The sequence below is a fragment of the Microbispora sp. H10949 genome (genome assembly GCF_014161435.1).
GTDB lineage: Bacteria > Actinomycetota > Actinomycetes > Streptosporangiales > Streptosporangiaceae > Microbispora > Microbispora triticiradicis.
On the sequence record NZ_JABBWZ010000012.1, the window covers coordinates 266280 to 288927 of the forward strand.

General features: G+C 72.6%; 23 protein-coding genes and 1 pseudogene. 7 read left to right on the forward strand and 17 right to left on the reverse strand.

Annotated elements, in window-relative coordinates:
• Window positions 1–245: 245 nt before the first annotated feature.
• Window positions 246–467 (forward strand): BldC family transcriptional regulator, encoded by a 222-nt coding sequence (locus HHX40_RS29490; RefSeq protein WP_036325312.1) that lies wholly within the window; start codon window positions 246–248, stop codon window positions 465–467.
• A gap of 126 nt (window positions 468–593) precedes the next feature.
• On the opposite strand, the gene HHX40_RS29495 is transcribed toward HHX40_RS29490, so the two are convergent.
• Together HHX40_RS29495 and HHX40_RS29500 are read right to left on the reverse strand one after the other, a co-directional pair.
• On the reverse strand, window positions 594–833 hold the full coding sequence (locus HHX40_RS29495; RefSeq protein WP_111699584.1) for a hypothetical protein: 240 nt from the start codon (window positions 831–833) through the stop codon (window positions 594–596).
• Window positions 834–842: 9 nt separating this feature from the next.
• Window positions 843–1859, reverse strand: a complete 1017-nt coding sequence (locus tag HHX40_RS29500; RefSeq protein WP_310738338.1) for a hypothetical protein — start codon at window positions 1857–1859, stop codon at window positions 843–845.
• Between the two features lie 275 nt (window positions 1860–2134).
• Here HHX40_RS29500 and HHX40_RS29505 point away from each other — a divergent pair, with 275 nt between their 5' ends.
• Window positions 2135–2488, forward strand: a complete 354-nt coding sequence (locus HHX40_RS29505; protein WP_182872884.1) for a PLD nuclease N-terminal domain-containing protein — start codon at window positions 2135–2137, stop codon at window positions 2486–2488.
• Window positions 2489–2658: 170 nt separating this feature from the next.
• Here the strand turns inward: HHX40_RS29505 and ccsB are convergent, their stop codons facing one another.
• The 6 genes and pseudogenes from ccsB to HHX40_RS29535 all read right to left on the reverse strand — a co-directional run bounded on the left by ccsB (window position 2659) and on the right by HHX40_RS29535 (window position 8644).
• Window positions 2659–3627 carry a c-type cytochrome biogenesis protein CcsB gene (gene ccsB / locus HHX40_RS29510; protein ID WP_182883187.1) on the reverse strand — a complete coding sequence of 323 codons (969 nt, stop codon included), beginning with the start codon at window positions 3625–3627 and terminating at the stop codon, window positions 2659–2661.
• A gap of 3 nt (window positions 3628–3630) precedes the next feature.
• The gene (locus HHX40_RS29515; RefSeq protein ID WP_182883188.1) at window positions 3631–5412 is read right to left on the reverse strand and encodes a cytochrome c biogenesis protein ResB; all 1782 of its coding nucleotides are present in this window, start codon (window positions 5410–5412) and stop codon (window positions 3631–3633) included.
• Window positions 5412–6143 (reverse strand): cytochrome c biogenesis CcdA family protein, encoded by a 732-nt coding sequence (locus tag HHX40_RS29520; protein ID WP_182883189.1) that lies wholly within the window; start codon window positions 6141–6143, stop codon window positions 5412–5414. The genes HHX40_RS29515 and HHX40_RS29520 overlap by 1 nt, the downstream gene beginning before the upstream one ends.
• Entirely contained in the window at window positions 6136–6723 is a 588-nt protein-coding gene (locus HHX40_RS29525) for a TlpA disulfide reductase family protein (RefSeq protein ID WP_310738339.1), read from the reverse strand. Before HHX40_RS29525 ends, HHX40_RS29520 begins: the two co-directional genes overlap by 8 nt.
• Window positions 6724–7120: 397 nt before the next feature.
• Window positions 7121–7723: pseudogene (locus tag HHX40_RS29530) on the reverse strand (histidine phosphatase family protein); the annotation flags it as partial.
• 12 nt (window positions 7724–7735) lie between these two features.
• Window positions 7736–8644, reverse strand: a complete 909-nt coding sequence (locus tag HHX40_RS29535; RefSeq protein ID WP_111699588.1) for a LysR family transcriptional regulator — start codon at window positions 8642–8644, stop codon at window positions 7736–7738.
• Between the two features lie 206 nt (window positions 8645–8850).
• On the opposite strand from HHX40_RS29535, the gene HHX40_RS29540 reads away from it, so the two are divergent.
• Complete coding sequence (locus HHX40_RS29540; protein WP_182883191.1) at window positions 8851–9738, forward strand: EamA family transporter; 888 nt, start codon at window positions 8851–8853, stop codon at window positions 9736–9738.
• 28 nt (window positions 9739–9766) lie between these two features.
• Here HHX40_RS29540 and HHX40_RS29545 read toward each other — a convergent pair whose 3' ends face one another.
• A complete protein-coding gene (locus HHX40_RS29545) occupies window positions 9767–10636 on the reverse strand; it encodes a LysR family transcriptional regulator (protein WP_182883192.1) in 870 nt (289 codons plus the stop codon).
• A 70-nt stretch (window positions 10637–10706) separates the two neighbouring features.
• Here HHX40_RS29545 and HHX40_RS29550 point away from each other — a divergent pair, with 70 nt between their 5' ends.
• Window positions 10707–11123: an ester cyclase gene (locus HHX40_RS29550; protein ID WP_182872891.1), complete on the forward strand. Its 417-nt coding sequence runs from the start codon at window positions 10707–10709 to the stop codon at window positions 11121–11123.
• 100 nt (window positions 11124–11223) lie between these two features.
• Here the strand turns inward: HHX40_RS29550 and hemL are convergent, their stop codons facing one another.
• The 7 genes from hemL to HHX40_RS29585 all read right to left on the reverse strand — a co-directional run bounded on the left by hemL (window position 11224) and on the right by HHX40_RS29585 (window position 19129).
• On the reverse strand, window positions 11224–12519 hold the full coding sequence (gene hemL, locus HHX40_RS29555) for a glutamate-1-semialdehyde 2,1-aminomutase (RefSeq protein ID WP_182883193.1): 1296 nt from the start codon (window positions 12517–12519) through the stop codon (window positions 11224–11226).
• 71 nt (window positions 12520–12590) lie between these two features.
• The gene (locus HHX40_RS29560; RefSeq protein WP_111699594.1) at window positions 12591–13235 is read right to left on the reverse strand and encodes a bifunctional DNA primase/polymerase; all 645 of its coding nucleotides are present in this window, start codon (window positions 13233–13235) and stop codon (window positions 12591–12593) included.
• 201 nt (window positions 13236–13436) lie between these two features.
• Window positions 13437–14423: a porphobilinogen synthase gene (gene hemB / locus HHX40_RS29565; protein WP_182872893.1), complete on the reverse strand. Its 987-nt coding sequence runs from the start codon at window positions 14421–14423 to the stop codon at window positions 13437–13439.
• Between the two features lie 108 nt (window positions 14424–14531).
• Window positions 14532–16121, reverse strand: a complete 1590-nt coding sequence (locus HHX40_RS29570; protein WP_182872894.1) for a uroporphyrinogen-III synthase — start codon at window positions 16119–16121, stop codon at window positions 14532–14534.
• On the reverse strand, window positions 16118–17029 hold the full coding sequence (gene hemC / locus HHX40_RS29575) for a hydroxymethylbilane synthase (RefSeq protein WP_111699597.1): 912 nt from the start codon (window positions 17027–17029) through the stop codon (window positions 16118–16120). The genes HHX40_RS29570 and hemC overlap by 4 nt, the downstream gene beginning before the upstream one ends.
• Complete coding sequence (locus tag HHX40_RS29580; protein WP_182883194.1) at window positions 17026–18405, reverse strand: glutamyl-tRNA reductase; 1380 nt, start codon at window positions 18403–18405, stop codon at window positions 17026–17028. The genes hemC and HHX40_RS29580 overlap by 4 nt, the downstream gene beginning before the upstream one ends.
• A 25-nt stretch (window positions 18406–18430) precedes the next feature.
• Window positions 18431–19129, reverse strand: a complete 699-nt coding sequence (locus HHX40_RS29585) for a redox-sensing transcriptional repressor Rex (RefSeq protein ID WP_111699599.1) — start codon at window positions 19127–19129, stop codon at window positions 18431–18433.
• Between the two features lie 216 nt (window positions 19130–19345).
• Here HHX40_RS29585 and HHX40_RS29590 point away from each other — a divergent pair, with 216 nt between their 5' ends.
• Window positions 19346–19594 carry a glutaredoxin family protein gene (locus HHX40_RS29590; RefSeq protein WP_111699600.1) on the forward strand — a complete coding sequence of 83 codons (249 nt, stop codon included), beginning with the start codon at window positions 19346–19348 and terminating at the stop codon, window positions 19592–19594.
• A 15-nt stretch (window positions 19595–19609) separates the two neighbouring features.
• On the opposite strand, the gene HHX40_RS29595 is transcribed toward HHX40_RS29590, so the two are convergent.
• Window positions 19610–21274 carry a putative quinol monooxygenase gene (locus HHX40_RS29595; protein WP_182883195.1) on the reverse strand — a complete coding sequence of 555 codons (1665 nt, stop codon included), beginning with the start codon at window positions 21272–21274 and terminating at the stop codon, window positions 19610–19612.
• 271 nt (window positions 21275–21545) lie between these two features.
• On the opposite strand from HHX40_RS29595, the gene HHX40_RS29600 reads away from it, so the two are divergent.
• The gene (locus HHX40_RS29600) at window positions 21546–22244 is read left to right on the forward strand and encodes a sigma-70 family RNA polymerase sigma factor (protein WP_182883196.1); all 699 of its coding nucleotides are present in this window, start codon (window positions 21546–21548) and stop codon (window positions 22242–22244) included.
• A 97-nt stretch (window positions 22245–22341) separates the two neighbouring features.
• The coding region (locus HHX40_RS29605; protein WP_220499708.1) for a hypothetical protein at window positions 22342–22648 on the forward strand (307 nt) is incomplete at its 3' end.

Genomic DNA, 22648 nt, shown 5'->3' on the forward strand with positions numbered 1-22648 from the left:
GTCACTCTCCCGGTGCGCTGGTCGCTCTTCGCATCTGCTGCAAGCACTGCTAGTGTTCACAACAAGGCGCTTTTGTAAAGAAACACCCATGAGCGCCCCAAAGAGGCTCTATCATATAACAATCGGGCACTGAGCCGGTAACAACCCGTGATCTTCTCCGAAAACCACGGATAAATCAGGCTTCGCTCGGCACACTGGTTACCTGTCCGCCCGCTGCAGGACGCGGGACGCGAGGGGGAGAGATTGTGGAGAGTAGCAGCGAGCGACTGCTGACTCCTGGAGAGGTTGCGGCTCTCTTCAGGGTCGACCCGAAGACCGTGACCCGTTGGGCCGCGGCCGGGCGTATCAGCAGCATCCGTACCCCCGGGGGGCATCGGCGGTTCCGTGAATCGGAAGTACACGCCCTCCTTCGCGGAGAGGACGTCCTCACGGCCGATCGGCCGAACGGCGACTCCCCGCGAGTCTGACGCAGTACCAGCACCGGGTGATCCTGCGCGCTACCCGGACGCCGCAGGGTCACCGGAGTCAGTCCCACCTCGATTTCAGGCTGCCGTAACAGGCCCTCCCGGCTCGTCCTGCTCCCTTGCCGGGGATCAACGGTCCTGCTCCGCCTTGAAGGCCAGGAACGCCTGCTCCAGCGCGTCGTCGCCCTCCCGCCAGCGACGGCGTCGCTCGGCGTCCTCCTGCTCGGTGATGGACTCGGCCAGCCAGCCTTCGTAACCGGGTTCCCCCGGTGCGACCTCGACGTACGCGTTGCCGATGAGGCGCCCGTCATCGGTGGTCAGGGACCGGGGCACGCGCAGCGTCCCGTCGCCGAGCCGGATAACGTACATCCGAATCACCTAGATTCCGTAGCGCCTGTTGAAGAAGAGCATGACGTTGAGGGCCGTCCGCGTGTCACCGCCCAGCATGTCCACCAGCGCCGGGCGCTGCCGGGACGCGATCGCCGCGAACGCGTCGGCGAAGAACTCCTTGCACCCCAGGCCGCCGGGCTGCCGGTGGAACGACGACGCGAGCAGCGGCAGGCACTCCTCGTAGAGCGCCGCGAACTCCGGGGAGTCCGAAACCCACTCTCCCGGACCGGCGTCGACGTCGTCCAGCGCATGCCCGACTTCGTGCATCATCACGTCCGGGGTGGGCGACGGCCGGTCCCCCACCACGATCTTGCGGTCGCCGTACGCGCCGGCGCAGATGTCCCAGGTGGCCCGGCCGGAGGGCAGCGGGGCGCCGCGCAGGTAACCCATGTCGTCGAGGTCGGGCACTCCGCCCCGGCCCACGTAGATGCCGTCGAGCCCGATGGCGAGCTTGGTCTTCAGCTGCTCCGGCAGCCGGGCGAGGCTGTCCACGGCCCGTACGGCGTCGGCGGAGGGCGGACCCTCCGCGGCGTCCCACTCACGGAACAGGACGCGTTCCAGCGGCCCGCAGTGTTTCCTGCCGTCCCGCAGGTCGGGGGTGTCGGGCGCATGGGGCGCCGCCCGGGTCGGCAGGTCGTCGAGCTCGAAGTCCTGCCAGGTGTACTGGGGACGGTCGTCGACCACCGGCGCGGTCACGGCGTACACCCGCTCCGGATGCCGCTCGGGCGACCATTCTGCGCCCCATTCGGCGGCCCAGTCGACGCCCCACTCCGGCGGCCGGTTCTGCGCCCGCTCCCACGGCCGTTCCGAGGCCCGCTCGGCGCCTCGGTCGGAAGCGCGGTCGGAAGAACGGTCGCGAGCCCGCTCCGAGGACCGCTCGGCGCCTCGATCGAAGGGGCGGCCGGAGCCCCAGTCGGAGGCGCGATCGGCAGAACGGTCGGGGGTGCGGTCGGGGGCGTGGTCCTCCGCGCGTCCGGGGACGTCGGTGCGGCGGTGGGAGGACACGTAGGGCCCTCGCTGCCACCACCGCGTTCCGCGCCGGTGGCGGCCCCTGTCGCCCGGCTCCGCCATCGCACCCCTCTGTTCAGGCCGAATCCGTCAGGCTGCTGGTTCTGTTCAGGGCTTCCGTCACGTGGTTCCACCGGCGTCTCCGGCAGGCTCCGCGTTCCGTCGGGCGCGGTCTCCGGACGCCGTGTACCGGTCCACCGTACGATGCCCGGCTGTCCACGTCACCCCGAAGCGGGACACGATCAGTCGCCGGCATGGCTTACCGTGTGGGCATGCCTAGCGTGATTATCGGCCTGGCGCTGCTTGCCTTCTGGCTCTACTGCCTCTTCGACGTGATCACGACCCCCGAGGAGGACATGCGCAACCTCCCCAAGTTCGTATGGGTCCTCATCGTGGTCTTCCTGGCCGGTGTCGGCGCCCTGACCTGGCTCCTCGTGGGCCGTCCCCGGGCGGTGCACTCCGTGTACGGCCCGAACGGCGCCGTGGGCGGTCCGGGGGCGCAGGCGGAGGCCCAGGCGGGCGGCCGGGGCGGGGCGTGGTCCCGGCGCGGCGACGCGCCGCGCGGGCCCGACGACGACCCGGACTTCCTGAGCAGCCTGGAGCGCCGTCTGCGCGGCGACGACTGACCCGACGACCCACCCACAACCGACGACCGACCCGACGACCGACCCGACGACCGACCACAGCCGGACGACCGGCCACCGGGCGGCCCCTCACGCCCGGCCCGGCACCCCCACCCGCGGGAGCACCCGCAGAAGCCGTCCCCCGGCGGCCCCTCGCCGGACGGACGCCGGGGTCACTTGGGCACGTCGGCGTAGGAGTGCAGTCCCGAGAAGAAGATGTTGACGCCGACCAGGTTGAACAGCAGGCAGCCGAAGGCGACCAACGAAATGATCATGGCGGCCTTGCCGCGCCATCCGGCCGTCGCCCGCGCGTGGAGATAGGCGGCGTAGACGACCCACGTGACGAACGCCCACACCTCCTTCGGGTCCCAGCCCCAGTAGCGGCCCCACGCCCGGTCGGCCCACAGCGCGCCGGCGATGACGGCGAACGTCCAGATCGGGAAGGAGATGACGATCGCGCGGTGCGCGACCCGCTCCAGCGTCTCCCTGGCGGGCAGCACCGACGGCCGCCCGTCCTGGCGGATCAGGTAGAGGATCGCGCAGACGCCCGCCACGATGAACAGCCCGCTGGCCACGATCGCGGCGGTGACGTGGATCGCGATCCAGTAGGAGTGCAGCGCGGGCATCACCGGGCCCGCCTGGACGTGCAGGAAGAGCACGGCGAAGCCCAGCCCGAGCGCCGCGGTCACCGTCACGAACGCGCCGAGGTAACGGATCGGCTGGCGGATCAGCAGCGCGAGGAACGCGGTGACGGCCGCGAAGCAGATCGCCACTACGAACTCGTACATGTTGGCCCACGGCCACCGGTCCACCGCGATGCCCCGGGTGAGGATGCCGGCGAGGTTGCCGGCCCACGCGATCCAGGCGAGGACCACGCCGGCGACGCCGGCCCGGACCGCCCACCCCGCCGGTTGCGGCGGCGTCCGGACGGCCCCGGCCGCGCCCTCCGCCGGGAGTGCCGGGCCGCCCGCGCCGACGAGTTCACGCGTACGCGCGGGCTCCGCCGTACGGACCCGGCCGAAGGCGAGCTCCAGCGCGAAGCAGATCATCGCGGCGAGATACAGCAGCACGGTGACCAGGATGAGCTGGTCGCTCACCATGGCGAGAGTGTCGTTGACGGCTTGGCTGACCGGGGCGGGCATGATTCACTCCTCGTCCGGGCGGACGCCCGGTGCGGCGGTTCCGGTGGGCGGCTCGTCCGGCTCGGCCTGCCCGGCGACGATCGCGGAGTCGCCCAGGACGGGCGCTCCGGGCCTGCCCGGCTCGTCGTCGTCCCGGGTCTCGTCCGGTGTGGCGTCCTCGGTGGGCGGGCCGCCGCGCAGGGCGGTGACGATCTGCGCGAACTCCTCGGCGAAGGCCGCGCCGCCGCCCTCGGTGCGGGTCAATCCTCCCACCGTGGCCCTGCCGTCCTTCACCCGCACCCAGACGCGGCGGCGGCGGATCGTGAGTGACAGCACGAGCCCGATCACCGCGGCCGCCGCCGCGAGCAACGCCGGCTCCCGGCCCGGGTCGTAGGTGACCTGGAGGCTGATCCACTCCTTGACGCCGGTGAACTGGATCTTTCCCGCGCCGTCGGCGAGTTCCTTGGTGTCGCCCACGTTCAGCGGCGCCGGCTGGGCGGCCATCTTGCCGAGCGGCTTCAGGCGCGTGGTGTCGAGCTGGTACACCGACTGCGGCCGGCCCGAGCGCAGGCCGAGGTCGCCCGCGAACGGGAAGACCTGCACGGTCGGGTTGGCCGCGCCGGGGAAGACCGACACCCAGGCGTCGCCGTTCGGCACGGTCGTGGGCAGGAAGCGGGCCAGGAAGCCGAGCTGGGACGGCCGGGCGTCCGGCACCTTGATGACGCACTCGGACGTGTACGTCGCCTGGTCGCCGGCCAGGCAGGGCACCGGGCCGTCGTAGGCCACCTGGCCCTCGCCGTCCGTCACCCGGAACGTGGGCGCGTAGCCGTGCCCGATGAGGTAGGTCAGCGTGCCGCTCACGTCCAGCGGCTCGTTGACCTTGAGGTCCACCTGGCGAGGCGCGGACTCCGGGGAGTCCTGCACCTCCAGCCGCGCGAGGTAGTCGAGCGGCTGGCCCTGCTTGGCCCCGGCGGCGACGTAGCTGGCCTCGAAGTCCTTCAGCGTGAAGGAGAACGGCTCCAGCGACTCGGCGGTGACCCGGCTCCCCGGCATGAAGCGGTCGTAGGCGGCGACGGCGTTGGAGAAGCCGTCGCCCTCCACCACCAGCACGTTGCCGCGGTAGCCGTACAGGCCACCGGCGCCGACGGCGAACAGCAGCACGAGCAGCGCGATGTGGAAGAGCAGGTTGCCGGTCTCGCGGAGATAGCCCTTCTCCGCCGCCACCCAGCCGTCGCCGGTGACCACCCGGAAGCGCCTGCGCCGGAGCACGGCGGCGGCCCGGTCCACGGTGAGATCGCCCTCGAACTCCTCGGAGTGCGGCAGGCGGAGGAGGTTGCGCGGCGCGGCGGGCGGCCTGCGCCGGATCTCCCTGAGATGCGCCAGCGCGCGCGGGAACACGCACCCGGCCAGCGAGACGAACAGCAGCAGGTAGATCGCGGCGAACCAGGGCGAGGTGAAGACGTCGAACAGCCAGAAGCGGTCGAGCCACTTCGCCTGGGTGGGACTGTCCTTGAAGTACTGCGCGACCCTGCCCGGGTCCACGCCACGCTGGGGATAGACGGAGCCCGGCACCGAGCCGAGCGCGAACAGGAACAGCAGGATGAGCGCGGTGCGCATCGAGGTGAGCGTGCGCCAGGCCCAGCGCAGCCATCCCGTCAGGCCCAGGCCGACCGGCCCGGCCGGCTCCCGCGCCGCGTCCCCGGCCTCCGTCCCGGCACCGGCCGCCGTCTCGTCGCGCGGCGCCGCCTCGTCGAGGAGCGCGGGCTCGTCCCGTACGGCGCGTGCGAGGTCGTCGGGCGCGCTCATCAGATCACCGGCCTGAATCCGCCGACCCACACCTGCAGGTGAACGATGATCTCCGCCCACTGCCCGGTCACGAGCAGCACGCCGACGGCCACGAGCATGCCGCCGCCGACCCTGGTGATCAGCGGGGTGTGCCGGCGGACCGCCCGGAACGCGTGGAGGGCCTTGCGGTAGGCCAGCCCGGCCAGCACGAACGGCAGGCCGAGGCCCAGCGCGTACGCGAAGGCGAGGGCCGCGCCGCGCAGCGCGCTGCCCTGGTTCACCGACAGCGTCATGACCACCGCCAGCGTCGGGCCGATGCACGGCGTCCAGCCGAGGCCGAAGACGACGCCGAGCAGCGGGGCCCCCGCGAGCCCGGCGGCGGGCAGCCGGTGGATGCGCACGTCGCGCTGGAGGCCGGGCAGCACGCCCACGAAAGCCAGCCCGAGGACGATCGTCACCACCCCGAGAACCCTGCTGATCACGTCGGCGTTGCCCTGCAGCGCCGCGCCGAGACCGCCGAACAGCGCCCCGCCGAGCACGAACACCAGGGCGAACCCGAGCACGAACAACGCGCTGCCCAGCACCATCCGGCTCCGCTTGGGGTCGCCGCTCATGCCCGTGACGTACGACAGGTAGCCGGGGACCAGCGGCAGCACGCACGGGGAGACGAACGACACGAGCCCGGCGGCCGCCGCGATCGGCGCGGCGAGCAGCAGCGAGCCCGTCGCGACGGTGCTGCCGAGGTCACTCATCGGTCACCTTGGTGACGGCCGCGAGGAGGTCGTCGTACTTCACGGCGCCGAGCGCGCGGGCGGCGATGCGGCCCTGGGCGTCGATGATCAGCGTGGAGGGGATGGCGGCGGGCGGCACCGTGCCCTGGAACTTCAGCAGCGTCTTGCCGCTCTGGTCGTAGATGCTCGGATAGCCCGGCTTCACCGAGCGGTCGTACGCCTGCGCGGACGCCTGGAGATCCTTGAAGTTGACGCCGAGGAACTCCACGCCCTTCGGCTTGGTGGTCGCCGCGATGTCCTTGAGCACGGGCGCCTCGGCCCGGCAGGGCGCGCACCAGGAGGCCCAGAAGTTCAGTACGTGGACCTTGCCAGTAGTGAGCGTGGCGGTGCCGCCGTCCAGGGTCTGTCCCTCGATCGCGGGCGCCTTCTGGCGCTGCGCCGCGGTGAAGAACTCGACCCGGCCGTCGCCCGCGACGAAACGGGTGTCGCCGGAGCGGGGCTGGGCCTCCTGGCCGCCCGCGCAACCGGCGAGGGCCGTGACGGCCGCGGCCGCGGCGGCGAGCGCGGTCAGGCGCTTTGCGGTCAGGCGCTTGGCGGACACGGGAGATGGATCTCCTTGTACTACAACCGGTAGAGCTGTAAGCCTACCGACCGGTGGGGGTGCCCGGTTCTCCGGGGCACAGGGTCGCCGGGGCACAGGTGGCCCGGGCACGGGGTCGCCGGGGCGCGGATCGCCGGGGCACGGCCACGTGCGTGACGTCACCCGGGAACGATCACGCCCCGGGCATCGCTCGCGGGCCGGGCGTCTCCTCGTCCTCCGGTCCGGTCGCCGTCTCCTCGGTATCGACGCGCACCACCTCGGTGTCGACGCGCACCGCCCGGGGACGGGCCCCGTCGGCCTCCTCGGGATGAGCGCGCAACGCCTCCGGGAGGGCCGCGTCGGCCTGCTCGAACAGCGCGGCCTCGCCCTGCGGCTGCGCGACCTCCCGCAGCAGCGCCCCGGCGGGCTCGCTGTAACCGACGCTGATGAGCCGGTTCCCCTCGAAGGTCAGGCTGGTGAGGCTGGCCAGCGCGCACTGACGCCTGCGCGGGTCGTGCCACAGCCGCCTGCCCTCGGCGGCGAGCCGGATGACCCAGATCGGCAGCTGATGACTGACCAGCAGCGCCTCGTGGCCGCGGGCCGCCGCCCGCGCGTCGTCCACCACCGACTTCATGCGGGCCACGACCTCGCGGTACGGCTCGCCCCAGGACGGCCGGAACGGGTTCCTGAAGTGGCGGTAGGAGCGGGGATCGCGGAAGACGGTGTCGCCGCCGGTCATCCGCAGGCCCTCGAAGACGTTGCCCGCCTCGATGAGACGCTCGTCGGTGGTGATCTCCAGGCCCAAAGCCTGCGCGGCCGGCTCCGCGGTCTCCTGGGCGCGCTCCATCGGCGAGCTCCAGACCGCGACGATGTCCCTGCCCGCGACGGCCTTGGCGACGATCTCGGCCATCCGGCGGCCGGTCTCGGACAGGTGGTAACCCGGCAGCCTGCCGTACAGGACGCCGCGGGGATTGTGGACTTCTCCGTGCCGGAGCAGGTGAACGATGGTCATCTCTGTCATGACCTGCACAGCCTACCCACCGGACGGCTCCGGGCACGCGGAGCGCAGCGCCTCTACGGCGGCGCGGATCGCGGGACGCCTCGCGGCGTCGGTCCGCCACACCGCGTAGATCCGCCTGACCGGCGGCGGCTGGACGGCCAGGACGGCGACGCCCTCCGGCAGCGGTCCCCGGCCGAGCCGCGGGATGAGCGCGCATCCGTGGCCCTCGGCGACCAGCGCGAGCTGGGTGGGGTACTCGTCGGCCATGGAGACGATGTGCGGCTCCCGTTCCTCGGAACGCAGCAGGAACACCAGGAAGTCGTGGCAGACCGTGCCCGGGGTCGAGCTGATCCAGCTCTCGCCGTCGAGGTCGCTCAGCCGCACCCGGTCGGCGCCCACCAGCGGGTGGTCGGCCGGCACCACGACGTCGGCCACGTCGTCGAGCAGCGCCGTGCGCGACAGCCCCTCAGGCAGGGCCATCGGCCGGTTGAGCCAGTCCTGGAGGACGGCGAGATCGAGGTCGCCGCGCGACAGCTCGCGGATCTGCCGTTCGGGCTCCCGCTCGTAGACGAGCAGGTCGAGGTCGGGGTGCTGCCTCTTCAGTGTGGTGAGGGCGCGCGGCACGATGCCCCGCGCCGCGGTGGGGAAGGCGGCCATGCTCAGCCTGCCGACCACCTCCCCGCGCAGCGCCTCGAAGTCGGCCTCCGCCGTCTCCACGAGCGCGAGGATGCGCTCGGCGTGGTCGGCGAGCAGCCCGGCCGCGTCGGTGAGTTTCACCCCGCGGCCGTTGCGCTCGATCAGGACCGCGCCGGTCTCCCGTTCGAGCTTGGCGAGCTGCTGGGAGATCGCCGACGGGGTCACCATCAGCGCCTCGGCGGCGGCGCCCACGGACCCGTAGACGGCGACCGCGTGCAGTGCCTTCAGCCGGTTCAGATCCAACATGTAGACAGTCTAAACCGTCCGGGTAAGAAAAACTCGGTTGTGCTCAACTGTTTAGCGATGCGATGATTTGCTCATGCGAATCTTCAACAAGTTCTTCACGAAGCCGACCCGTACCGAGCAGACCTCCTACCTGGAGACTCTGGCGAAGCAGGCCAGGCAGAGCCGGGACCGGCGTCACTCCCGCTGACCTTCCGGGCGACCGATCCATGCGCCCCCGCCACCTGGCTCTGGCCGTCGCGCTCGCCGCCGTCTGGGGCTGCAACTTCGTCGTCATGCAGACGGGCCTGAAGCACTACCCGCCGCTCACGTACGCCGCCCTCCGGTTCCTGCTGGCCGCCTTCCCCGCCGTGCTGGTCGCCGGAGGACCGCGCGTGCCCTGGCGGTGGGTGCTGGCCACCGGCGCGTCGCTCGGCGTCGCCCAGTACGGCCTGTTGCTGCTCGGCATGCGCGCCGGCATGCCCGCCGGGCTGACCTCACTGGTCATCCAGGTGCAGGCGGTCTTCACCGCGCTGTTCGCGACCGCGCTGCTCGGCGAGCGGCTCGGACGGCGCCGGGTCACCGGTACGGTCGTGGCCTTCGCCGGCCTGGGCCTGATCGCGGCCGGTGTCGTCGCGGAGTCGGGGGCGATCCCCTTCGGGGCGTTCCTGCTGTGTGTGGCCTCGGCGGCCGGGTGGGGGCTCGGCAACGTCGCCACCCGCAGGGCCGCGCCGCCCGACTCCCTCCGCTTCATGGTGTGGGTCAGCGCCGTCTCGGCGCCGCCCCTCCTGGCGCTGGCCCTGTTGACCGAGGGCCCGTCCTCGCTGGGGTCGTTCACCGTGGAGGGCGTGGGCGCCGTGCTCTACACCGCACTTCTGTCGACCCTCGGCGGGTTCGCCGTCTGGGGATGGCTTCTCACCCGGTACGACGCCTCGCTCGTCGCGCCGTACGGCCTGCTGGTGCCGGTCTTCGGACTCGCCTCTGCCGCCCTGTTCACCGGCGAGCCCGTCTCCCCGCTCACGGTCGCCGCCGGCGCCCTCATCCTCGCCGGCCTCCTCTACGCCAACACCCGCCCCCACACGGCCCCCGCTCCCACTCCCTCCCCCTCCCCCCGCTGACCTTGGTGAAGTGAGGCGCGGGCTGGGGCTAGCCGCGGAGGTGGTCGCGGGCCGACGTGTGGAACGCGGCGACCAGCCGGCCGCGGTCCGCGGCCCGGGTCGCCACGACGACGTGACCCGGTTCGACGCCGTGCAGCGGGATCGTGGTGAGGTCGGGGCGGATGCCGGCCGCGTACAGGGCGGCCGGGACGATGGCTACCGCCTGCCCCGCGGCGATGTGTTCGAGCTTGTCCTCGATGGTCTCGACAAGGGGCCCGTCGGGCGCGGGACGGCCTCCGGGTCGCGGGTCGACGCGCCAGTACGCGTCGAACTCGGGATCCGGGAAGCGGGGGATCGGCTCGCCCTCGATGTCGTCGAGAGTGACGGACTCCTTGCCGGCCAGCCGGTGCCCGATCGGCACGAGCAGCATCTTCGGCTCGTCGTAGAGGATCGTCACGCGCAGGCCGCCGGTTCGCAGCGGCAGCCGGGTGACCACCGCGTCGACCCGCCGGTCGAGCAGCGCCTCACGCGGCTCGTTCCACTCCAGGTGCAGCGTGCGTACGTCGGCGTCGGGATGCCTGTGCCGCAGGTCCCGCACCGCCGGCGTGACGATGAGGCCCGCGGTGTAGCCGATGGTGATCCGGGTGGGCTGCGCGGCGGCCCGGGCGACGGCCACGGCCTGCTCCGACGCGCGCAGCAACGCGCGCGCGTGCGGGAGGAAGGCCTCTCCCGCCTCGGTGAGCCGGGTGCCCTGCCGCGTGCGGTCGAGAAGCCGCGCGCCCACCTCGGCCTCAAGACGGCTGATCTGCCGGCTCAGCGACGGCTGCGCGACGCGCAACTCGTCCGCGGCACGGCCGTAGTGCAGGTGCGCCGCGACGACGGTGAAGTAGCGCAGCAGCCGTAGGTCGAGATCCGTCATACCGGAAGCGTATGACGTGTTGCGGAACAGGCCTTTGATCAGCCATGACGCGCGTCCCTAGCGTGGACTCATGGCTACCGAGAACGAGATCGCGGCGCGGCGCTTCTACGAGGCCCTGGCCACCGGTGACACGGCGCTGGTCGACGAGGCCCTCGCCCCTGACTGGGAGGCCGTCCCGGCCCTGCGAAGCGCGACCGGCCCCGACGGATGGAAGAGGAGCATCGATCACCTACGAGGGGTGTTCTCCGGCCTGACCGTCACGATCGAGCACCTCGTCGAGTCCGGTGACATGGTGGCCGTGCGCTCGGTCGGCCGCGGCGTGCACACCGGGGAGCTGCTCGGCGTCGAGGGCACGGGCCGCGAGGTCGAGCTCCGGGCGTCGGACTTCCACCAGATGGCCGGAGGCCGGATCGTGCGGACGTGGCACCTGGAGGACTACTTCGGGATCGCGCAGCAGATCGGGCTGGAGTTCACCCGTGGCGCTTGACGAAGGACGGCGGTGGTGACCGGGGCGGCCCGGGGCATCGGATACGCGTACTGCCGCCGGCTCTCGCGTACATGACCGGCAAGGGCGGCAGCCGGCCGTCTCAGGCGCCGGCGGCCTGGGCGGCGGCCTTCGCGGCCAGGGGCAGGGCCTCGGCGATCCGGGTGAGCGCCTCGTCGTCGTGGGCGGCCGACAGGAACCACGCCTCGTACGCCGACGGCGGCAGGTAGACGCCCTGGTCCAGCATGCTGTGGAAGAACGCCCGGTACGCGTCGGTGTTCTGGGTGCGGGCCGATTCGAAGTCGGTGACCGGGGTGTCGGTGAAGAAGATCGAGAAGAGGTTGCCCGCGCGCTGGAGGCGGTGCGGCACCCCGGCGGCGGCCAGCGCGTCGGAGGCCGCCCGCCCGATGACCAGGGCGGAGGCGTCGATGCGGTCGTACGCGTCGTCGTCGCAGGCGCGCAGCGTGGCCAGCCCGGCCGCGCAGGCGAGCGGGTTGCCCGACAGCGTCCCGGCCTGGTAGACGGGGCCCTCGGGGGCGAGCGCGGCCATGACCTCCGCCCGGCCGCCGAACGCCGCGGCGGGCAGCCCGCCGCCCATCACCTTGCCGAACGTCATGAGGTCGGCCTCGACGGGGTCGACGCCGTACCAGCCGGAGGCGGAGACGCGGAAGCCGGTGAGCACCTCGTCGACGATCAGCAGCGCGCCGTGCTCGGTGCACAGCTCACGCAGGCGCGCGTTGAAGCCGTCGGCGGGCGGCACGACGCCCATGTTCGCCGGGCACGCCTCGGTGATCACGCAGGCGATCTCGAACGCGCGGAAGGCCTCCTCGACCGCCTCGACCGAGTTGTACGGCAGGACGATCGTGTCGGCCGCCGAGGCGCCGGTGACGCCCGGGGTGTCCGGCAGGCCGAAGGTGACGACGCCCGAGCCGGCGGACGCCAGCAGCGCGTCGACGTGGCCGTGGTAGCAGCCGGCGAACTTCACGACCTTCGCCCGGCCGGTGAAGCCGCGGGCGAGCCGTACGGCGGACATGGTGGCCTCGGTGCCCGAACTGACCAGGCGGACCTTCTCGACCGGCGCCACGCGGGCGACGATCTCCTCGGCGAGCAGGACCTCTCCCTCCGTCGCGGTGCCGAAGGAGAAGCCGCGGGCGACGGCCTCCTCCAGCGCCTCCACGACCGCCGGGTGCCGGTGACCCAGGATCATCGGGCCCCAGGAGCACACCAGGTCGACGTAGCGGTTGCCGTCCACGTCGGTGATGTACGGCCCCTCACCGGAGGCCATGAAGCGGGGCGTGCCGCCCACGGCGCCGAAGGCGCGCACCGGCGAGTTCACCCCGCCGGGGACGATCCGGCGGGCGCGGTCGAACAGGTCCTCGGAGGTCTGCGTACGAGTCACGCCCTCCAGGTTACGGGCCGGCCGGCGCGGTGGTCGTACCGGGAACCGCTCGCGAGAACCACTCGCGGAGACTACTCGCAGAAGTCGGCGAGCAGGTCGAGGACGCGCAGCGGGTCGGGCAGGGGACGCCCGTCGGGAGGCCTGATCCAGCTCACGGTCCCGCCGGACGGCGTGGTGGACGGCGGCGCGAGCACGTAGCTCTCCCGGCAGTGCCAGCGCAGCCCCGGCGTGCTGTCGATGGTCTCCGGGCCCGCGTCGAGGTGGCAGGACCACCACTCGTCCTCGTCCTCGGGGGCGCCGCGCGTGGCCACGAAAAAAAGCACCCGGTCGCCGTTCTCGGCGACCGGGCCGGTGTCGAAGCCCGCGGCGTCCATGGCCGCCAGCGTGGGGCGGCCCGCCTCGGCCGTCACGTCGAAGACGTCGAACACCCTGCCGGTGGGCAGGATCACGTTCGCGTCCGGATCCTGCTTCCACCACCGCGTCAGCAGCGCGGTGTCCGTCGTGGCCTGCATCTGCCAGGCGGGCGACAGCGGATGCATGCCGGGGTCGGGACAGCCCACCCGGTCACAGGAGCACGCCCTGCCCCCCTCGGCCAGCGGATGGGCTCCCATACAGCTCGCCCAGCCCAGCTGGGCGTACTCGAGCACCGACGTCATCTTCGGTGGCGCGTGATGCGCGCGCCGTTTCGCACGACGGGCCAGCGGTACTCCGACCATGGCGCTCCTCCCCACAAGCGACCTAAGCGGTCTCCGACGAGACACGCCCTGCCGCGCGGCCCCGGCGGCGCCTCGCCACGCTGCCCCGGCCACGCCCGAAACCGGCGGCGTGCGCCGGACATTCCGTCGCCGCCGCCCTGCGATAGGCACGATGGTACGTACCTGCTGATTTCCCTCGCCTGGCAGGGCCCTGATGAGAGGTCAGGATAGTGCCCGGGCGACCTCCGTGGCCCAGTACGTGAGGATCATGTCGGCACCGGCGCGGCGGATCGCGACCAGCGACTCCATGATCACCCGCTCCCGGTCGATCCAGCCGTTGGCCGCCGCGGCCTCGACCATCGCGTACTCGCCGCTGACCTGGTAGGCCGCGACGGGCACCTCGACCAGGTCGCGCACCTGCCGCAGGATGTCCAGGTACGCCAGCGCGGGCTTGACCATGACGGCGTCCGCGCCCTCGGCCAGGTCGAGGCGCACCTCGCGCAGCGCCTCGCCGATCGGACCGGCCGGGTCCTGCTGGTAGGCGCTGCGGTCGCCGAACTGCGGCGCGCACTCGGCGGCGTCTCGGAACGGCCCGTAGAAGCCGGAGGCGTACTTGGCCGCGTAGGCCAGGATCGGGATCTCGGCGAACCCGGCCGCGTCGAGGGCGGCGCGGATGGCCCCCACCTGGCCGTCCATCATGCCGCTCGGCGCGATCATCTGGCTCCCGGCCGCCGCCTGGGCGACCGCCGCCGACGCGTACCGCTCCAGCGTCGCGTCGTTGTCCACCTCGCCGTCGGCGGTCAGCAGGCCGCAGTGGCCGTGGTCGGTGTACTCGTCCAGGCAGGTGTCGGTCATCAGGACCAGCGCGTCGCCCAGGTCGGCGGCGAGGTCGCGCAGGGCCGCCTGGACGATCCCGTCGGGGTCGTCGGCGCCCGAGCCCCGGGCGTCCTTGTGCGCCGGAATCCCGAACAGGATGATCCCGCCCACCCCGGCCTCGGCCGCCTCGTGCGCGGCCTTGCGCAGCGACTCGCGGGTGTGCTGGACGACCCCGGGCATGGAGCCCACCGGCTGCGGCTCGGCGATGCCCTCCTTGACGAACACGGGCAGGATGAGCTCGGCCGGGTGCAGCCGCGTCCCCGCGACCATCCGCCGCATCGCGGCGGTGCGGCGCAGCCGCCGGGGCCGCGCCACCGGGTATCGGGCGTTCACAACGATCTCCCCGCTCTGGATCGCGCGGCCCGCGGGATCGCCCCCGCGGGCCGCGCGCGAATCGAATCCACTCGCGCTGCTACTTCACGCGCTGCTACTTCACGCGTTCTACTTCACCCTGCGCCGCGCGCCCCGGCGCATCTGGGAGGGACGGCGCGGCACCTCGCCCGCCGACACCGCGGCGTGGCGCATCTTCGCACCGTAGTCCGCCAGCGCGGCGGCGAGGGCCGAGGCGGACGGCCTGTCGGCCATCACGTCGACCCGCAGGCCGAACTCCTCGGCCGTCTTGGCCGTCTGCGGCCCGATGACCGCGATCACCGTGACGTTGTGCGGCTTGCCGGCGATGCCGACGAGGTTCCGTACGGTCGAGGACGACGTGAACAGCACGGCGTCGAACCCGCCGCCCTTGATCGCCTCACGGATCGGCGCGGGCGGCGGCGCGGCCCGCACGGTGCGGTAGGCCGTGACGTCGTCGCACTCCCAGCCGAGCTGGGTCAGCCCCGCCACCAGCGTCTCGGTCGCGATGTCGGCCCGCGGCAGCAGCACCCGGTTGATCGGGTCGAGCATCGAGTCGTACGGCGGCCACTCGGCCAGCAGGCCCTCGGACGACTGCTCGCCCGTCGGCATGAGGTCGGGCTTCACGCCGAACTCCACCAGCGCCCGCGACGTGGCCTCGCCGACCGCGGCGACCTTGAGCCCGGCGAACGCGCGGGCGTCCAGGCCGTACTCCTCGAACTTCTCGCGGACGGCCTTGACGGCGTTGGCGCTGGTGAAGGCGACCCACTCGTAGCGTCCGGTGACCAGGCCCTTGATGGCGCGGTCCATCTGCTGCGGGGTGCGGGGCGGCTCGACGGAGATCGTCGGCACCTCCTCGGGCACCGCGCCGTACGAGCGGAGCTGTTCCGACAGGCCCTTCGACTGCTCCTTGGTGCGCGGCACCAGAACCCGCCAGCCGAACAGCGACTTGGTCTCGAACCACGACAGGCGGTCGCGCATGCCGACCGCATCGCCGACGACGATCAGCGCGGGCTCGGTCATCCCGGCGTGCTTGAGGTCGGGGCCGAGCCGCCCGAGCGTGGAGACCACCGTGTACTGCTCGGTGGTGGTGCCGTCGCTGGTGACCGCGACCGGCGTCGAGTCGGGCTTGCCGCCCGCGATCAGCGCCTTGCTGATCGGGACCGCGTCCGCGACGCCGTTGTAGATCACGAGGGTGCCCGCGCAGTCGGCGTGCCTCGCCCAGTCGTCCACCTGCGCGGCGTCCACGATCCGGAACTCCGGCGCCGACGCCGCGGGCGGGATGCCGGCGTACGTCAGCACGGCCGTGGCCGGCGGGACGCCGGGCACGATCTCGAAGTCGACGTCCGCCTTGGCGCAGGCGGCCACCTCGTCGGTGACGGAGGAGAAGAAGGACGGGTCGCCCGAGCACAGCCGCACCACGGTGCGGCCCGCCTTGGCGGCCTGGATGGTCTTCAGCGACACCGAGTTCTCCGCCGCGTCGGCGGAGATGTCGACGACCTCGACGTCCTCGCGGCAGTGGCGCAGCAGCGGTCCGTACGCCCGGCGGTCGAGGACGGCGACGTCGGCCCTGCTCAGCAGGTCGGCGCCGCGCAACGTGAGCAGGTTCTCGTCACCGGGACCGGCGCCCACGAAGGCGACGAACCCGGATCGGGCCTGGGTGGTGTGGTCGGCGGGGCTCAATGGGCCTGCTCCCCCATCAACGTGTCGGCCCCTTCGGCGATCATGGCTGCCGCGAGTTCACGGCCGAGCTCCACTGCCGCCGGAGAAGGTCCGGAGGTGGACTTGCGCACCGACCGTGCGCCGTCGACGGCGACGACGGTGGCGGTCAGATTGAGAATGTGCCCGTCACCGGAGGCGAAAGCACCTACCGGGGCCGCGCAACCGGCCTCGAGGGCGGCGAGCACCGAACGTTCGGCGTCCACGGCGGCCCGCGTCAGCGGGTCGTCGACGGCGCTCAGCAGTTCGACGAGATCGTCACGGTCGGCCAGGCACTCGACGGCGAGGGCGCCCTGCCCGGGGGCGGGCAGCATCTCGCCGACCTCGAACACCTGGGCGATCTCCCCGGTCCGGCGGATCCTGGCCAGCCCGGCGGCGGCCAGCACGACGGCGTCGAGCTCGCCCGACGTCACCTTGCCGATGCGGGTGTCCGCGTTTCCCCTGATGGGGAGGTAGTCGAGATCCGGCCGGAGCAGGCGCAGCTGGGCCACCCGGCGCGGCGACCCGGTGCCGACCCGGGCTCCGGGCGGCAGGTCGCGCAGCCTCACCGGGCCGACGAGCGCGTCGCGGGGGTCGTCCCGCTCGGGGATGGCCGCGAGCGCGATGCGCTCGTCCTGCTTGGTCGGCAGGTCCTTGAGCGAGTGCACCGCGAAGTCGACCTCGCCGGCGAGCAGCCGGCCGCGCAGGTCGTTCACGAAGACGCCCGTGCCGCCGAGCTGGGTCAGGTGGGCCCGGGAGACGTCGCCGAACGTCGTGACGCCGACGAGCTCGACCTCCCGGCCGGTCAGGGCGGTCAGCCGCTCGGCGACGATCCCCGACTGGGTGGTCGCCATCAGGCTCCTGCGGGTGCCGAGACGAAGAGGCGTGCTCATCGCTCCACCTCCGGGCTCTTCGGGCTCCGCATGCCGTCCAGGCTCCTCAGGCTGTCCAGGTTTTCCAAGGTCTCCAGGCCGTCCAGGCGGTCGAGGCACGACACGGCGTCGGGCGCGTTCGGGTCGAGGCCGAACAGCTCGCGCAGCGCCTCGGCGTACTGGTCGCCGCCCGGCGCGGCGGCCAGCCGCTTCACCCGTACGGTCGGCTCGTGGAGCAGTTTGTCCACGACCCGCCGTACGGTCTGGGTGATCTCGTCGCGGGTCCGCCCGTCGAGGCCGGGCAGGCGGGACATCAACCGGCCCATCTCGGCCTCCACCACTCCGGCGGCCTTGCTGCGCAGGGCCACGACCGTGGGGGTCACCAGGGCGGCGCGCTCCGCGTGCAGGTAGGCGGTGACCTCCTCGGTCACGATGCGCCAGACCTCCTGGATCGCCTCGGCCCGGCCGCCGTCGGCGACGTCGTCGCCCACGCCGTCCTGCTGCATCGACTCCAGGTCGACGAGCGTCACGCCGGGCAGGTCCCGTACGCCGGGGTCCACGTCGTGGGGCAGTGCGAGGTCGAGCAGGAACAGCGGGCGGTCGCGGTCCCCGATCATCTCGGGGTCGATCGTGCGGGTTCCGGCGCCGACGCAGGAGATCACGAGGTCGGCCCCGGCCAGCTCGGCGGGGATGCCGGCCAGGTCCGCGGCGCGCCCGCCGACCGTCTCGGCGAGCCGCTCGGCCCGCTCCCGGGTGCGGTTGGCGATGACGATGTCGGTCACGCCCGCGCGGGAGAGGGTCGCGGCGGACAGCGAGCTCATCGAGCCCGCGCCGACCACCAGGGCGCGCCTGCCGGCGATCGGCCCGAGGACCCGCTCGGCGAGCGTCAGGCCGACCCCGACGAGCGAGGCGCCGGCCCGGTCGATGCCGGTGTCGGCGTGCGCCCGCTTGCCGGCCCGCAGCGCGTGCTGGGCCAGCTCGTTGAGGGTGGTCCCGGCGGTGCCCTCCTCCTGCGCCAGGCGGAGCGCGGTCCTGATCTGGCCGAGGATCTGCCCCTCGCCGACGACCATGGAGTCGAGCCCGCAGGCGACCGTGAAGAGGTGCTGGACCGCCCGGTCCTCGTAGTGCACGTACAGGTGCGGCGCGAGCCGCTCGTGCGGCAGGCCGGAGTGCGCGGCGAGCAGGTTCGTCACGGCGCCGAGGCCGCCGTGGAAGCGGTCGACCGCGGCGTAGACCTCGACGCGGTTGCAGGTGGAGACGACCAGCGCCTCGGACACGTTCTCGTCCGCCTGCAGGTCGTGCAGCAGCTTGACGAGGGCGTCCCCGCCGATCGTCACGCGTTCGAGCAGGGCGACCGGGGTGGTCCGGTGGCTCAGGCCGACGACGAGGATACTCATGAGCTCGCTCCCACTGATGGCTCACTCACATGACCACCCCGTCCGGCCACTCCTCGGCCATGATGGGTCCTCCATTAGCCTTGCGCTGCTCGTGGAACGCAAGTATCTGCAGTTCGATAGATAAATCGACTTTACGGACATCTACGCCGTCAGGCACAGCCAGGACGACGGGGGCGAAGTTCAAAATACTGGTGACGCCGGCCGCGATGACACGGTCGCAGACCTGCTGGGCCGGCGCGGCGGGGGTGGCGATCACGACGATCGACACGCCGCGCTGCCTGATCACCGTCTCCAGCTCGTCGGCGTGCTCGACGACGAGACCGGCGATGCGGTCGCCGACCACGTGCGGATCGGCGTCGAGCAGGCCCGCGATGCGGAACCCGCGGGAGGCGAACCCGCCGTAGTTGGCCAGCGCCCGGCCGAGGTTTCCGACGCCCACGATCGCCACCGCCCAGTCCTGGGTGAGACCAAGCTCACGCGAGATCTGGTAGATGAGGTACTGCACGTCGTAGCCGACACCGCGGGTTCCGTACGACCCGAGGTGAGACAGGTCCTTGCGGAGCTTGGCCGAGTTGACGCCCGCGGCGACCGCCAGGTCCTCCGAGCTCACCGTCGGCGTGCCCCGTTCGGCCATCCCGTTCAGGGCACGCAGATAGAGCGGCAGCCTCGCCACGGTGGCGTCGGGGATACCGCGATCGCGTGCCTGCGGGATACGGCGGATCACTTGCCGGAACTCCTGGGGGACGGACGGCCGGTGCGCCCCCGGCCGCAAGGGTGGATGCGACGGAATGAATCCAGGTTAGTGCCTTTGTGAAGCAATGCACAAAGTCGATCGTGCTCACCAGCGTCCCAGGAGGGTGTGCCGGTCGCCGATCCGGGTCCGCCGGGATCGTGACCACGCGGATCGTGAGGGCGCCGGAAGCGTGACTACGCTGGCGGCATGGCTCCTGCGGATCACCGGATCACCCTGCTCGGCAAGCCCGGCTGCCATCTGTGCGACGACGCCCGCGCGGTCGTCGAGCGGGTGGCGGGCGAGCTCGGCGTCCCGTGGGAGGAACGCGACATCACCGCCTCACCGGAGGATCAGGCCGAATACTGGGAGATGATCCCGGTCGTCCTGGTCGACGGCGTCCAGCACACGTACTGGAGGGTCGACGAGGCCCGCCTCCGCGCCGCCCTCGCCCGCTGAGCCCCTCTCCCCGGATCACATCCGGGTGGGGAGCGGGACGACCTTGGCGGCGTTGACGGCGAGTTCGATGACGTTGGCGGCCAGCACGTACTTCACCCGCTCGGTGGTGAACCGCTCCATGTGCGGCTGCCTCTGGTGCTCGCCGTAGCCCACCTCGTCGCGGTAGAGCTCGTAGACGATGCGCTGGAGCGGGGCCGACTTCACCGCGTGGCAGACGAACAGCAGCGTGTCGGGCTCGTTGCGCTGCACCGCCTCCACCGTCTCCTCCGCCAGCTTGTCGAACGCCTCGCCCGAACCGTCCAGCAGCGTGAACACGGTCAGCAGGCCGTAGATGCCGGGAGACGGCTTCACCGAGCCCCCCTGCCGGGCCGGGCGGCCCGCCTGCTGCGCCCCCTCCGGGCTCACGCCCTGCCGGGACCTGCCGAAGCCCACGCCGAAGCTCGCCGCGAGGTCGGCCGGGCTGGGCAGCTCCGCCCCGCCCACCGGGGTGGCGCCCGCCGGCGCCCCCGGATAGACCGCCCCCGTCGCGGGCATCGCCCGGTCCTGCCCGGCCGCCGGGCCGGCGGGCATGGCGTAGTCGGGCCGGCGCGGCTGGCCGTACTGGTCGGCGGCCAGCAGCTGGCCGGTCGCGGGCCCGCCGAAGTCGTCGGCGAGCGGCCGTCCGTCCGGGCGCCCGTCGGGGCGGATCTCCGGGCGGCCGTCCGGGGGGCGCATGCGGGCCGCGTAGTCGACCTCGCCCTGCTCGCCCGCGCGATACTCGGCCACCAGGTCGCCCAGCCCCGAGCGGCGCGGCGCGGCGCCGGGCGGGACCGCCCCCGCCGCCGCGCCCCTGGCTCCCGGACCTCCAGGGCCTCCCGGGCCTCCCGCCGCGACGGCCGGACCCGAGGGGGCGGAGGGCACCCTGGTCTCGGAGGGCCCCCGGCTCTCGGCGCGCAGGGCGGTGTCGGCCCGCCCGCCGCGCCGGTCCTGCCACTCCTCCTCGGGCGCGTCCTCGTCCTCGTCCTCGTCGTCGTACGGCGCGAGCGGACGCGCCACGGCGTACCAGACGCCGCCGGCGGCGGCGGCCATCAGCGCGACGACCAGCAGCCCCGGAAGCCCGAACTCCAGCGCGCCCGCGAGGGCCATGCCCGCGGGGGCGAGCACCACGGTCGCGTTCATGTTGTCGGCGTCGTAGTCGTCGCCGTCGCGCCAGCTCATCAGCGCGATGCCGAGGGCGAGGAGGAGCAGGAACACCACCAGGCCGTGGACGCCCCGCAGCAGCCACTCGGGCCACAGGTCCCAGTGGGCGGGGCCGTCGGGCAGCGTCTTGCCGAACCCCGAGGCGACGATGGGGTCCAGCACCATGATGACCGTGCCCACGACCGTGAGAGCGGCGCCGAGCAGCCACCCGGCGAAGCGGGCCGCCGCCTTCTCCGAGAGAAGCTGGAGCACGCCCACGGCCAGCCACAGCGGGGCCAGCAGCGACCCGGTGATCTGGTACGCCCGGAACGTCACGGACCCGAAGCCGGTGAGGTGGCCGACGGCGACGGCGCCGAGCGACACCGCGAGCGCGCCCGTGGCGATGCTCCACGCGATCAGCCATCCGGCCGGCTCGTCACGGAGACGCCCGACGAGGACGCCGGTGGTGATGCCGGCGAGCAGGGCGCCGGCGAACGCGAGGAGAGCGACGAGGACTTCCATGGTGGCACCCATGCTGCCTGACAACGCCTTCGCACGGGTAGCCGGTCGCCCTGTACGGGTGCGGGATCCGGCGCCGCCGATGGGCCTCCGCATCCGGCGGCGGCCCGTCCGTTCCGTCCCCCGATCAGCGCCCGAGCACCGCCGACGCCGTGTTTCACGGTGGCGCCCGTTCTCCGGCAGCGAGTTCTTCCACTCGAACGGATTGTGTTATCTCCCGTTGATTTCTAGAGTGTTGCCGCACGCCGACTCCCCTTCCCCCATGGGATAACGGATGCCGAACCTGTGGCCGTTGGCCGGGCTGTCGCCTCCGGCCACCGCCGTATCCGCGCAGCCCGCGCGCTCCGCGGATCTCACCGAGCGCGGCCGTGGCCGACAACACGGCCGCGAGTACAGCCACGAACACGACCGCGAGAACGACGAGATGCGAAGCCTCGTGCTGCGCGCCAAGACCGGCGACAGCGAGGCGTTCGGCCTCCTCTACGACCATTACCTCGACCTGGTCTACCGGTACGTCTACTTCCGGGTGGGCAGCCACGCGCTGGCCGAGGACCTGACGAGCGACACGTTCCTGCGCGCGCTGCGGGGCATCGCCGACTTCACCTGGCAGGGCCGCGACTTCGGCGCCTGGCTCGTCACCATCGCCCGCAACCTGATCACCGATCACTACAAGTCGGGACGCAACCGGCTTGAGGTCACCACGGCGGTGATTCTCGACACACCTCTGGACGGCCCGCACATCCCCGAGAACGCGGTCGTCGCGAACATGGTGAACGAGCGCCTCATGCAGGCGCTCAAGCAACTCGGCCCCGAGCAGCAGGAATGCGTGATCCTGCGGTTCGTGGAGGGCATGTCACTCGCGGAGACGGCGAAGATCATGGGCAAGAAGGCCGGAGCGATCAAGGCCCTCCAGTTCCGGGCGATAAGGGCACTCGCCCGGGCACTCCCGGACGATCTCGCTGACGGCCCGTAACCATTCCCACACCCTGTCGTTGGGCATGTCGCAGGTCGGATCTTCGCAGCACGGTCGATCCGGCCGGGAAAGGACAGTCGCCGACGTCGAGCGGGGGATGGCGGGAACCGTGATCGGCTGGTGGCGCCCCTCGCGCCGGAAGGGCGGCCGGACCTCGGCCCGCACCCGGCGGGTCGCCGCGCGCGTGACGGCCCTGCGGTCCCTGGTGAACGGCGGCCCGAGCCCCGACTTCCGCGAGCGGCTGCGGGCCGATCTCATGCGTGCCCACGCCGACGAACGCACCGCGGGCAGGCACGCGGCGCCCCCCGCCGCCCCCGCCGCCCCCGCCGCCCCCGCCGGGAGCCGGCGGCCCCGGCCCCGCCGGGCCCTGGTCGTCCGGCTGCGCCCCGTCCTCGTCTTCGGCG